Source organism: Serratia sp. TSA_105.2 (assembly GCF_052692115.1).
On the sequence record NZ_JBQZFT010000001.1, the window covers coordinates 180,475 to 193,133 of the forward strand.

The following is a 12,659-nucleotide window of genomic DNA, read 5'->3' on the forward strand; positions in this document are numbered from 1 at the left end:
AAAGAGGGAATAAACCCGCGGGTGGCCCCGCGGGTGAAGAAGGGATATCAGTCGCGGCGTGCGCTTTGGCCGCGCAGCAGGCCGGAGGCCCCTTCAGAATAGTCGCGCGGCATTTCCACCGGCGCCTGATCGTTGTCCGCTTCCGCTTCGGTCAGGCGATAGCGGAACGGGTTCTCCTGCATCGGCAGATCCGGCAGCAGGTTGTTGGAGCTTTTCGCCATGTGCTGATACAGCTGGCGATAGTCGCGAGCCATGTTGTCCAGCAGCTCGGCGCTGCGGGCGAAGTGGCCGACCAGCTCCTGGCGGTACTCTTCCAGCTCGGTTTTGCTCTTGTCCAGCTCGTTCTGCAGGACTTGTTGTTGACGTAATTTACGGTTGCCAAAACGCATCGCCACCGCACCAATCACGATACCGACGACCAAACCAATCAGCGCATACTCCCAGGTCATGATGACTCCTATTTTGACTTCGTTGTTCCGCAGGGATTTTTCACTTAATAATATCCACTATAACCGTTAACCTTGTCCGAGTGGAATCCTGATGCGCTTCCACCTAATTTTTACAGGGTTTTCAGCGGCGCTCGCAGCGGGCATTTGTGGCGATAACGATGCGAATCGGCATCAACTTGCCGCCAACGTTGGCTAAATAATTTCTAAGCGTTCTTAGGGAACATCGAACAGATGCAGGCACTATCACCGTTATCTCGCTACCAGCAGGCGCTGGACGCGGGGGAATACCAGGCCGATGAGGTTCAACGCCGGGCCGTCGCTCAGCTGGATCGCATTTATCAGGCTCTGCTGCAAAAGCCCGCGGCGAGCGCGCCGGCCGGCGGGCTGCGCGGCAAGCTCAGCCGTTTGCTGGGCAAGGGCGGCGAAACGGCGCCGCAGCGCCCGGTGCAGGGGCTGTATATGTGGGGCGGCGTCGGGCGCGGCAAAACCTGGCTGATGGACATGTTCTTCCACAGCCTGCCCGGCGATCGCAAAATGCGTCTGCACTTCCACCGCTTCATGCTGCGGGTGCATGAAGAGCTGACCGAACTGCAGGGGCGGGAAAATCCGCTGGAAATCGTCGCCGACGGCTTCAAGGCCGAAACCGACGTACTGTGCTTCGACGAATTCTTCGTGTCCGACATCACCGACGCCATGCTGCTGGCCACGCTGCTGCAGGCGCTGTTCGCCCGCGGCATCACGCTGGTGGCCACGTCGAACATCCCGCCGGACGATCTGTACCGCAACGGCCTGCAGCGGGCGCGTTTCCTGCCGGCTATCGATCTGATCAATGAGTACTGCGACGTGATGAACGTCGACGCCGGCATCGACTATCGTCTGCGCACCCTGACCCAGGCGCACCTCTACCTGACGCCGCTGAACGACCAGACGCGCGCGACCCTGGATCGGATGTTCGTCAAGCTGGCGGGCAAGGCGGGGGAGGATGCGCCAGTGCTGCAGATCAACCATCGGCCGCTGCAGGCGATCCGTTCGGTGGACGGCGTGTTGGCGGTGGATTTCCACACGCTGTGCGAAGAGGCGCGCAGCCAGCTGGACTACATTGCGCTGTCGCGGCTGTATCACAGCGTGATCCTGTATAATGTGCAGGTGATGGGGCCGCTGAAAGAGAATACCGCGCGCCGTTTCCTGGCGCTGGTGGACGAATTCTACGAGCGACACGTCAAGCTGGTGATCGGCGCCGAGGCGTCGATGTTCGAGATCTACCAGGGGGAGCGGCTGAAGTTCGAGTACCAGCGTTGCCTGTCGCGCCTGCAGGAAATGCAGAGCGAAGAGTACCTCAAGCTGCCGCATCTGCCCTGAGTCCGCCGGGCCTATCGCCGGTTGCCTGCCGCCGGCGATAAATTTATTTTCCATTCAAAAACCGTTCGATCTTTGTGAGCGACTTCTCTATAATCTTGCGACCCCACGTTACAACAAAGTTTTTTTTCCCAAAAACTTTATAGTGCCGGCAATGGCTATTCGAAGGGGTAGGTTTGCTGGACTTGTATGGTCGTGTGAGCCTCAACTGTTTTCGAGCGTTTGGGTGTTCACCAACGTGTAACTAATTATTGGGTAAGCTTTCTAATGAAAACTTTTACAGCTAAACCAGAAACCGTAAAACGCGACTGGTACGTTGTTGATGCAGATGGTAAAACTTTAGGCCGTCTCGCTACTGAACTGGCTCGTCGCCTGCGCGGCAAGCATAAAGCGGAATACACCCCGCACGTGGATACCGGTGATTACATCATCGTTCTGAACGCTGACAAAGTTGCTGTAACCGGCAACAAGCGTACAGACAAAGTGTACTACCACCACACCGGCCACATCGGTGGTATCAAGCAAGCGACCTTTGAAGAGATGATTGCCCGCCGTCCTGAGCGCGTGATTGAAATCGCGGTTAAAGGCATGCTGCCAAAGGGCCCGCTGGGTCGTGCTATGTTCCGTAAACTGAAAGTTTACGCGGGCACCGAGCACAATCACGCGGCACAGCAACCGCAAGTTCTGGACATTTAATCGGGATTAATGGCAATGGCTGAAAATCAATACTACGGCACTGGTCGCCGCAAAAGCTCCGCCGCTCGCGTCTTCATCAAGCCGGGCAACGGTAACATCGTTATCAACCAGCGCAGCCTGGAACAGTACTTCGGTCGCGAAACTGCCCGCATGGTAGTTCGTCAGCCGCTGGAGCTGGTCGACATGGTTGGCAAACTGGACCTGTACATCACCGTTAAAGGTGGTGGTATCTCCGGTCAAGCTGGCGCTATCCGTCACGGTATCACCCGTGCACTGATGGAGTACGATGAGACTCTGCGTTCTGAACTGCGTAAAGCTGGCTTCGTCACCCGTGACGCTCGTCAGGTTGAACGTAAGAAAGTCGGCCTGCGTAAAGCACGTCGTCGTCCGCAGTTCTCCAAGCGTTAATTTTCGCTGCTTCGGCAGTGCGATTTACGCAAAAAACCCGGTGCTTCACCGGGTTTTTTTATGCCTGAAATCCGCCGTCCCCGACTAAAATCTGTGGCAGATCAGACAATTCAACATGAATTCGCCGCACCGCCCCCACAAAACAAGCAAAATCTGGTAAACTATCACCCACTTTTGCGCCTGTTCGCCGTGCAGTTGACCTCCTGGGCCGGTTTTTCATGGGCTCGGGTCGCGCTGCGTGCTGCCGGCCTGCGGCAAGATTATTCAGGATAGCAGCCTGTCAGTTGGCTATTCGCAGTATTTTCTAGATAACTTGGAGGTTTTCATGGCTGTCGCTGCCAACAAACGTTCGGTAATGACGCTGTTCTCTGGCCCGACCGACATTTTTAGCCATCAAGTACGTATCGTACTGGCGGAGAAAGGTGTCAGCGTCGAGATCGAGCAGGTCGAAATGGATAACCTGCCGCAAGATCTGATTGACCTCAACCCTTACCAGACGGTGCCTACGCTGGTCGATCGCGAACTGACCCTGTATGAATCCCGCATCATCATGGAATACCTGGATGAGCGTTTCCCGCACCCGCCGCTGATGCCGGTTTACCCGGTTGCCCGTGGCGAGAGCCGTCTGATGATGCTGCGCATCGAGAAGAACTGGTACTCGCTGATGGACAAGATCGAGAAGAGCAGCGGTCAGGAAGCGGAATCTGCCCGTCGCCAGCTGCGTGAGGAGCTGTTGGCGATCGCGCCTATCTTCGGTCAGACGCCGTATTTCATGAGTGAAGAGTTCAGCCTGGTGGATTGCTACCTGGCACCGCTGTTGTGGCGTCTGTCGCAGCTGGGCATCGAATTGAGCGGCGCCGGTTCCAAAGAGCTGAAGGGCTACATGACCCGCGTCTTCGAACGCGACGCTTTCCTGGCTTCCTTGACCGAAGCCGAGCGTGAAATGCGCCTGCAAACCCGGGGCTAAGCGCGATGGACATGTCTCAGATGACGCCGCGTCGCCCGTATCTGCTGCGGGCGTTCTACGACTGGCTGCTGGATAACCAACTGACGCCGCACCTGGTGGTCGATGTGACTCGCCCGGACGTGCAGGTGCCGATGGAGTTCGCGCGTGACGGCCAGATCGTGCTGAATATCGCGCCGCGTGCGGTAGGCAACCTGGCGTTGGGCAACGAAGACGTGCAGTTTAACGCGCGTTTCGGCGGCGTGCCGCGTCAGGTTTCGGTGCCGATGGCCGCCGTGCTGGCGATCTATGCGCGTGAAAACGGCGCCGGCACGATGTTCGAACCGGAAGCCGCCTACGACGAAAGTGAAGGCGTGTTCGAAGGTCTGGACAATGAGACGATCCCTTCGGAAACCCTGATGTCGGTGATCGACGGCGATCGCCCGGATACCGCAGAAGATAACGGCCCGGACGACGAGCCGCCGCAGCCGCCGCGCGGTGGCCGCCCGGCGCTGCGCGTGGTGAAATAACCCCGCGCGAACAAACGAAAAAGCACCCCAGGGGGTGCTTTTTTTTTGCCCGGCAGAGGCGGATCAGCCTTTCAAAGCGGCGATGCAGGCATCGCGCGGCGCGCTGAGATCGCCAACGCGCACGGTGGACAAGGCGCGCGTTGCGCGCTGGCGGAAACTGGTGATGGCGGTGTCGCCTTGCACTTCCGGCGGCGCGGTGCAAATGTCATTGAGCGGCAGATCGTTGCCTTTGTTGAGCGCCTGCAACACCGCCGCCGGATTGTAGATCAGGGCGGCGGAGAGGGCCGATTTGATGCCGGCGGTAAAGCCGGCATTGCCGCCGCCGGCCAGCTTGGGCGCCAGGGCAATCCAGCTGTCGTCCCCCAGCCTGATGCTGTTTTCCACGGCGTTGAACTGCCCGGCCTTGCCTAACTGAGTCACGACCGGCCGCGCGCCGCGTGCTTCGATATTGTAACCGACCTCCTGCGAATCCAGCGCCATGGCCGAAGCGCTGAAACTGACGGCCAGCAGTGCGCCGGCCAACAGGGAAATGGAGCATTTCATGTTCGCTATCCTTATCTCGGTGTCAGGCGCAGCCGCGCCCCGCAATGGTGCTAACTCAATACTATAGCGCGTTGAGACGGTGAGGAGAGGGGAGGTTGTTACAAAGCGTGGCAGGCTAAAACAGAGGCCCGGCAACGTGCCGGGCCTCTGGCGGTACGGAAAGTTTACACTTCCAGGTAGTTCATGATGCCGTCTGCCGCCTTGCGGCCTTCGGCGATCGCCGTCACCACCAGGTCTGAGCCGCGCACCGCGTCGCCACCGGCGAAGATTTTCGGGTTACTGGTCTGGAACGCGTTGTCGCTGCCTTCCGGCGCCAGGATCCGGCCCTGTTTATCGAGCTGCACGTCGTGCGCCGCCAGCCAGTCCATACGGTGTGGGCGGAAGCCGAACGCCATCACCACCGCGTCGGCGTCGATCACGTGTTCGGAACCCGGCACCTGCTCCGCCGCCTGACGGCCGTTGGCATCCGGCGCACCCAGCTGAGTACGCACCATTTTCACCCCGGCCACGCGGCCGGCGCTGTTCAGTTCGATGCTCAGCGGTTGCAGGTTAAACTGGAAGTCTACACCTTCTTCCCGGGCGTTCTTCACTTCGCGCTTGGAGCCCGGCATGTTGGCTTCGTCGCGGCGGTAGGCGCAGATGACCTGCGTCGCGCCCTGGCGCACCGAGGTACGCACGCAGTCCATGGCGGTATCGCCGCCGCCCAGCACCACCACGCGCTTGCCCTCCATGCTGACGTAAGGCTCGTGCTGCTCGGTTTCATACCCCATCAGCTGCTTGGTGTTGGCGATCAGGAACGGCAGCGCGTCGTACACGCCCTGCGCCTCCTCGTTCTCCAGGCCACCGCGCATCGACTGATAGGTGCCGACGCCGAGAAACACCGCATCGTACTCGCTCAGCAAGGTCTCCATGCTGACGTCTTTGCCCACTTCGGTGTTCAGCTGGAACTCGATGCCCATCTCGCTGAAAATGCCGCGGCGTTTGACCATCACTTCCTTTTCCAGCTTGAACGCCGGGATACCGAAGGTCAGCAGGCCGCCGATCTCGGGATGACGGTCATACACCACCGCTTTGACGCCGTTGCGGGTCAGCACGTCGGCGCAGGCCAGCCCGGCAGGGCCGGCACCGACGATCGCCACGCGCTTGCCGGTCGGCTGCACGTGCGACATGTCCGGCTTCCAGCCCATTTCGATAGCCTTATCGCTGATGTAGCGCTCGATATTGCCGATGGTGACCGCGCCGAACTCGTCGTTCAGGGTGCAGGAGCCTTCGCACAGGCGATCCTGCGGGCACACGCGGCCGCACACTTCCGGCAGGCTGTTGGTCTGATGCGCCAGGTCCGCCGCTTCCATGATGCGGCCTTCGTTGGCCAGCTTCAGCCAGTTCGGGATGTAGTTGTGCACCGGGCACTTCCACTCGCAATACGGGTTGCCGCAGGACAGACAGCGGTCAGCCTGGGCCTTGGCCTGGGTTTCCGAAAACGGTTCGTAGATCTCGACGAACTCGATTTTGCGGATCTTCAGCGGTTTCTTTGGCGGATCAACACGCTGCAGGTCGATAAATTGATAAACGTTCTGGCTCATTAATGACCTACCTCTTACTGCGCCTGCACCCGCAGCTCGGCTGCGGAACGGCTACGGTGACCCAACAGCGCTTTGACATCGCTGGACTTCGGTTTGACCAGGGCGAACTTCGGCGCCCACTCCGGCCAGTTGGCCAGGATCTCTTCCGCGCGGGAAGAGCCGGTCGCCTGCACGTGTTCGGTGATCAGGCCGCGCAGGTGCTCCTCGTGGATCGCCAACTGATCGACATCCAGCACTTCCACCAGTTCCGGGTTCACGCGCTTGCGGAACTCGCCGTCTTCGTCCAGCACGTAGGCGAAGCCGCCGGTCATGCCGGCGCCGAAGTTGATGCCGGTTTTACCCAGCACGCAGACGATGCCGCCGGTCATGTATTCGCAGCCGTTGTCGCCGATGCCTTCCACCACGGTGATGGCGCCGGAGTTGCGCACCGCGAAGCGTTCGCCCGCGCGGCCGGAGGCGAACAGCTTGCCGCCAGTGGCGCCGTATAGGCAGGTGTTGCCGACGATGCTGGCTTCATGGCTGCGGAAGGCGGAGCCGATCGGCGGACGCACCGCGATGCTGCCGCCGGCCATGCCTTTGCCGACATAGTCGTTGGCGTCGCCGGTCAGGGTCAGCTCGACGCCGCCGGCGTTCCAGACGCCGAAGCTCTGCCCGGCTGTGCCGGAGAAGTGCGCCTTGATCGGATCGGCTGCCATGCCCTGATCGCCGTGCACGTCGGCGATAGCGCCGGACAGCATGGCGCCCACGGAGCGGTCGGTGTTGCGAATGTCGAAGTAGAAGGTTTTACCCTGCTTCGCTTCGATATACGGTTGCGCCTGAGCCAGCAGCTCTTTGTTCAGCAGGCCCTTGTCGAACGCCGGGTTGCTGCTTTCGGTGCAGTACACCGCTTTGCCCGGATGCGGTGTGGCGGTTTTCAGCAGCGGCGACAGATCCAGCTTGTTCTGCTTGGCCGAGATGCCGTCCAGCTCGGTCAGGAACTCGGTGCGGCCGATCAGATCCACCAGTTGGCTCACGCCCAGCTGCGCCATGATCTCGCGGGTTTCACGCGCGATAAACTGGAAGTAATTCGTCACGCGTTCCGGCAGGCCGTGGTAGTGATCGCGACGCAGCTTGTCGTCCTGAGTCGCGACGCCGGTCGCGCAGTTGTTGAGGTGGCAGATGCGCAGGTATTTACAGCCCAGCGCCACCATCGGCCCGGTGCCGAAGCCGAAGCTTTCCGCGCCCAGGATCGCCGCCTTGACGATGTCCACGCCGGTTTTCAGGCCGCCGTCCACCTGCAGGCGGATCTTGTGGCGCAGGCCGTTGGCCACCAGCGCCTGCTGGGTTTCCACCAGGCCCAGTTCCCACGGACAGCCGGCGTATTTCACCGAAGACAGCGGGCTGGCGCCGGTGCCGCCGTCGTAACCGGCGATGGTGATCAGATCGGCATAGGCTTTCGCCACGCCGGTGGCGATGGTGCCGACGCCCGGCTCGGACACCAGTTTCACCGAGATCACCGCATTCGGGTTGACCTGCTTCAGGTCGAAGATCAGCTGCGCCAGATCTTCGATCGAGTAGATGTCGTGGTGCGGCGGCGGGGAGATCAGGGTCACGCCCGGCACCGAGTAACGCAGTCTGGCGATGTACGGAGTGACTTTATCGCCCGGCAGCTGGCCGCCTTCGCCCGGCTTGGCGCCCTGCGCCACCTTAATCTGGATCACGTCGGCGTTCACCAGGTAGGCCGGCGTCACGCCGAAGCGGCCGGAGGCCACCTGTTTGATGCGCGACACCTTGTTGGTGCGATAGCGCGCCGGATCTTCGCCGCCTTCGCCGGAGTTGGAGAAGCCGCCGAGGCCGTTCATGGCGATCGCCAGCGATTCGTGCGCTTCCGGGCTCAGTGCGCCGATCGACATCGCCGCGGTGTCGAAGCGTTTGAACAGCGACTCCGCCGGTTCAACCTGATCGACCGGGATCGGTTCGCCTTTCGGCGTGATGGCCAGCAGATCGCGCAGCATGGCGACCGGCCGCTCGTTCACCAGCTTGGCGTAGGCCTGATAGTCGCTGTATTCCCCGCTGTGCACCGCTTTTTGCAGCGAGTTCACCACGTCCGGGTTGTAGGCGTGGTATTCGCCGCCGTGCACGAACTTCAGCAGGCCGCCTTGCTCCAGCGGTTTGCGTTTCAACCAGGCGCGCTTGGAGAGATTCTGCAGATCCTGCTGGAAATCGCTGAAGCTGGCGCCGCCGATGCGGCTGACCACGCCCTGGAAGCACAGATCCGCCAGATCGCGATGCAGGCCGACCGCTTCGAACAGCTTGGAGCAGCGGTAAGAGGCGATGGTCGATATGCCCATTTTGGACATGATCTTATACAGGCCTTTATTGATGCCGTTGCGGTAGTTCAGCATCACGTCGCGGTATTTCTTGTCGATCGCCTGGCTGTCCACCAGCTTGGCCAGGGTTTCATAGGCCAGGTACGGGTAGATGGCGGTCGCGCCGAAACCGAGCAGCACGGCGAAGTGGTGCGGATCGCGGGCGCTGGCGGTTTCAACGATCAGGTTGGCGTCGCAGCGCAGGCTTTTCTCTACCAGGCGGGTTTGCACGGCGCCCACCGCCATCGGGGCCGGTACCGGCAGGCGGCCGGGCGTGATGGCGCGGTCGGACAACACCAACAGCACCGCGCCTTCGCGCACCTTGCGTTCCGCTTCGTCGCACAGGGCGCGAATGGTTTGCTCCAGATCCTGCTGCTGCGGATCGAAGGTCAGATCGAGCGTCTCGGCGCGATAGTATTCGCCTTCCAGCGTGGTGAGCTGTTTGAAATCGGAGTACAGCAGGATCGGCGATTTGAAGCTCAGGCGGTGCGCCTGGCCTTCGGCTTCGCAGAATACGTTCATTTCACGGCCGATGCTGGTGGCCAGCGACATGACGTGCGCTTCGCGCAGCGGATCGATCGGCGGGTTGGTGACCTGCGCGAACTGCTGGCGGAAATAGTCGTAAACGATGCGCGGCCGGCTGGAGAGCACGGCGAACGGGGTATCGTCGCCCATCGAACCGGTGGCTTCCTGGCCAATCTCGCCCAGTACGCGGATTACCTGATCCAGCTCTTCGCTGCTGTAGCCGAACTGTTTCTGATAGGTCTCGAGCTGCGCGTCGTCGAGCTCGCGGCTGCCGACCTGATCGTCCGGCAGATCTTCGAATGGCACCAGACGTTTGACGTTTTTCTCCATCCACTCTTTATACGGGTGGCGGCTTTTCAGATCGTTGTCGGTTTCCGCCGAGTGCAGAATGCGGCCGCTGCGGGTGTCGATCACCATCAGCTCGCCGGGGCCGACGCGGCCTTTTTCCACCACTTCGTCCGGCTGGTAATCCCAGATGCCGACTTCGGAGGCGCAGGTGATCAGCTTGTCTTTGGTGATGACATAGCGCGCCGGGCGCAGGCCGTTGCGATCGAGGTTACAAGCGGCGTAGCGGCCGTCGGACATCACGATGCCGGCCGGGCCGTCCCACGGCTCCATGTGCATCGAGTTGAAGTCGAAGAAGGCGCGCAGATCGCCGTCCATGTCCGGGTTATTCTGCCAGGCCGGCGGCACCAGCAGACGCATGGCGCGAATGAGATCCATCCCGCCCGCCAGCAGCAGCTCCAGCATGTTGTCCAGCGAGCTGGAGTCGGAGCCGGTTTCGTTGACGAACGGCGCGGCGGCCTGAAGATCCGGGATCAGCGGCGTTTGGAATTTGTAAGTACGGGCACGCGCCCACTGGCGGTTGCCCGTGATGGTGTTGATTTCGCCGTTGTGCGCCAGGTAGCGGAACGGCTGCGCCAGCGGCCAGCGCGGCACGGTGTTGGTGGAGAAGCGCTGATGGAACAGGCAAATGGCCGACTCCAGGCGCAGGTCCGCCAGATCGAGATAGAAGCGCGGCAGATCCGCAGGCATGCACAGGCCTTTATAGATCGTCACCAGGTTGGAGAAGCTGCAGACGTAGAAACTGTTGTCCTGCACGCGTTTCTCGATGCGGCGGCGCGCTACGAACAGGCGGCGCTCCATATCGCGCGGGCGCCAGCCGGCCGGGGCGTTAACGAAGATTTGCTCGATGCGCGGCAGGGAGGAGAGGGCGATTTCACCCAGCACGTCCGGGTTGGTCGGCACTTCACGCCAGCCGACGATCGACAGCGTTTCGTTTTGCAGCTCTTCTTCCACGATGCGGCGGCTGAGGCGCGCTTCCTCCTCATTCTGGCTGAGGAACATCATGCCGACGGCGTAGTTCTTGGCCAAACGCCAGCCGCGCTCTTCCGCCACCATGCGGAAGAAGCGATCGGGTTTTTGCAGCAACAGGCCGCAGCCGTCGCCGGTCTTGCCGTCGGCCAGGATCGCGCCGCGGTGCTGCATGCGGGCCAGCGCGTGAATGGCGGTGCGCACCACCTTGTGGCTAGGTTCGCCTTCTATGTGGGCGATCAGGCCGAAACCACAGTTGTCCCTCTCTTGGGATTTATCGTACAACATATCGTGAACCTCCCCAGGCTCTGCGTGACTCTCACAACCTACTGCGAGGGGGCTTCCCAATTTCAGGCAGAAGTCCAATCAGCAAGTTAACCCCGCCAATCTGCTTTTCCGCCCTCCATCAATGGCCTCTCGTGACGGTCTCACAAGTGGTATAGGACTTGTTTTAAGAGGGAGTCTTCAATTACTGCATAAATATGACGAGACGTTTGCCCGTCCAGAAAGCTTCCAGCGGACTTCCAACTTAGCGAGAAAGAATTCGCAGGTCAAATGTGGGCTTAAGATAGATTCTTATCGAATTGATGATGTCTATTTATTTGAAAAATAAGATGTTTAATGCATTTTTGCACTATCGTGGGGCAACGCCGATCCCCACAGAAGTGTGAGCTGTCTCACTATAGTGCAACCCCTTAATCTCTGCACCATGCTAGTGCGGGGGTTAATGGCAGAATTTTATTCTATAAGATATTTCTTTGTTGATGTTTGTCACTGTTTTTCACCGCATTGTCATATTGCCGTTAACGGTTGCGCGACGATTAGAATAATTCATCAGAATTATAGTGAATTGATTTGCGTTTATGATGAATAGTTATGCCTGGTGGCGCCTTGCGGGGAAAGCGTTGATCTCTGTCATCGCGGAAAAAGCCGTTTCTTATTAGCATCGCGGCTTTGAACACAGAGAATCACCAAGATTATGCAGTTGCCGCAATTAGTCAATATGTTTGGCGCAGATCTCCAGCGCCGCTATGGCGAAAAGATCCATAAACTCACGCTGCATGGCGGGTTCAGCTGCCCTAACCGTGACGGCACGTTGGGGCGCGGCGGCTGTACGTTTTGCAACGTCGCTTCGTTCGCCGATGAGGCGATGCAACGGCAAAGTATCGCCGAACAGCTGGTGCAGCAGGCCGCGCGGGTTGACCGGGCGCGGCGCTATCTGGCCTATTTCCAGGCCTATACCAGCACCTATGCGGAGGTCGAACTGCTGGCGTCGATGTATCGGCAGGCGTTGGCGCAGAGTGCGATGGTCGGCCTGTGCGTCGGCACTCGGCCGGACTGCGTGCCGCCCGCCGCATTGGATCTGCTGACGGGGTATCGCGAACAGGGGTACGAAGTGTGGTTGGAACTGGGGCTGCAGACGGCGCACGACAAAACGCTCAAACGCATCAACCGCGGCCATGATTTCCACTGCTATCAGCAGACCGCGCAACGGGCTCGGCAGCGCGGGCTGAAGGTGTGTTGCCATCTGATCGTCGGGCTGCCGGGAGAAACCCAGCGCGATCATCTGCTCACGCTGCAGCGGGTGGTGGAGTCCGGCGTGGATGGCATCAAGCTACATCCGCTGCACGTCGTTACCGGCAGTACCCTGGCCCGCGCGTGGCGAGCCGGGCGTTTGTCCGAACTGGCGCTGGAGGACTACGCCGCCAGCGCCGGGGAGATGATCCGCCACACGCCTGGCGAGGTGGTGTATCACCGCCTGTCCGCCAGTGCCCGTCGGCCCACGCTGCTGGCGCCGCTGTGGTGCGAAAACCGCTGGCTCGGCATGCAGGCGGTGGGCGCTTATCTGCAGCAATACGGCGGGCAGGGCAGCGCGCTGGATGAAAAGCTGCGCTACCGCCCCGGAATGCCGCTCTGAAGTGCAATCTTTGCCACACTTCGGCGTTTGCCGCCTTATCTCACCG

General features: G+C 60.4%; 10 protein-coding genes. 6 read left to right on the forward strand and 4 right to left on the reverse strand.

Annotated features, from left to right (window positions below; genetic code table 11):
- Positions 1-47: 47 nt before the first annotated feature.
- The gene (zapG, locus tag ACUTSC_RS00775) at positions 48-449 is read right to left on the reverse strand and encodes a Z-ring associated protein ZapG (RefSeq protein WP_004937074.1); all 402 of its coding nucleotides are present in this window, start codon (positions 447-449) and stop codon (positions 48-50) included.
- Positions 450-680: 231 nt separating this feature from the next.
- Here zapG and zapE point away from each other — a divergent pair, with 231 nt between their 5' ends.
- From zapE to sspB, 5 genes are all read left to right on the forward strand, one after another.
- Positions 681-1,808 carry a cell division protein ZapE gene (gene zapE / locus ACUTSC_RS00780; protein ID WP_060424675.1) on the forward strand — a complete coding sequence of 376 codons (1,128 nt, stop codon included), beginning with the start codon at positions 681-683 and terminating at the stop codon, positions 1,806-1,808.
- A 264-nt stretch (positions 1,809-2,072) separates the two neighbouring features.
- On the forward strand, positions 2,073-2,501 hold the full coding sequence (gene rplM / locus ACUTSC_RS00785; protein ID WP_004937079.1) for a 50S ribosomal protein L13: 429 nt from the start codon (positions 2,073-2,075) through the stop codon (positions 2,499-2,501).
- A gap of 15 nt (positions 2,502-2,516) precedes the next feature.
- The gene (gene rpsI / locus ACUTSC_RS00790; protein WP_004937080.1) at positions 2,517-2,909 is read left to right on the forward strand and encodes a 30S ribosomal protein S9; all 393 of its coding nucleotides are present in this window, start codon (positions 2,517-2,519) and stop codon (positions 2,907-2,909) included.
- Positions 2,910-3,234: 325 nt separating this feature from the next.
- On the forward strand, positions 3,235-3,876 hold the full coding sequence (sspA, locus tag ACUTSC_RS00795; protein ID WP_063988752.1) for a stringent starvation protein SspA: 642 nt from the start codon (positions 3,235-3,237) through the stop codon (positions 3,874-3,876).
- Between the two features lie 5 nt (positions 3,877-3,881).
- Positions 3,882-4,382: a ClpXP protease specificity-enhancing factor gene (gene sspB / locus ACUTSC_RS00800; RefSeq protein ID WP_004937084.1), complete on the forward strand. Its 501-nt coding sequence runs from the start codon at positions 3,882-3,884 to the stop codon at positions 4,380-4,382.
- Positions 4,383-4,445: 63 nt separating this feature from the next.
- On the opposite strand, the gene ACUTSC_RS00805 is transcribed toward sspB, so the two are convergent.
- The 3 genes from ACUTSC_RS00805 to gltB form a co-directional block, all read right to left on the reverse strand.
- Positions 4,446-4,925 (reverse strand): hypothetical protein, encoded by a 480-nt coding sequence (locus ACUTSC_RS00805; protein ID WP_445653030.1) that lies wholly within the window; start codon positions 4,923-4,925, stop codon positions 4,446-4,448.
- Between the two features lie 164 nt (positions 4,926-5,089).
- On the reverse strand, positions 5,090-6,508 hold the full coding sequence (locus ACUTSC_RS00810; RefSeq protein WP_063988608.1) for a glutamate synthase small subunit: 1,419 nt from the start codon (positions 6,506-6,508) through the stop codon (positions 5,090-5,092).
- Positions 6,509-6,522: 14 nt separating this feature from the next.
- Positions 6,523-10,983, reverse strand: coding sequence for a glutamate synthase large subunit (gltB, locus tag ACUTSC_RS00815; RefSeq protein ID WP_445653031.1), 4,461 nt, complete (start codon positions 10,981-10,983; stop codon positions 6,523-6,525).
- A gap of 691 nt (positions 10,984-11,674) precedes the next feature.
- On the opposite strand from gltB, the gene ACUTSC_RS00820 reads away from it, so the two are divergent.
- A complete protein-coding gene (locus ACUTSC_RS00820) occupies positions 11,675-12,613 on the forward strand; it encodes a TIGR01212 family radical SAM protein (RefSeq protein WP_197767534.1) in 939 nt (312 codons plus the stop codon).
- Positions 12,614-12,659 lie beyond the last annotated feature (46 nt).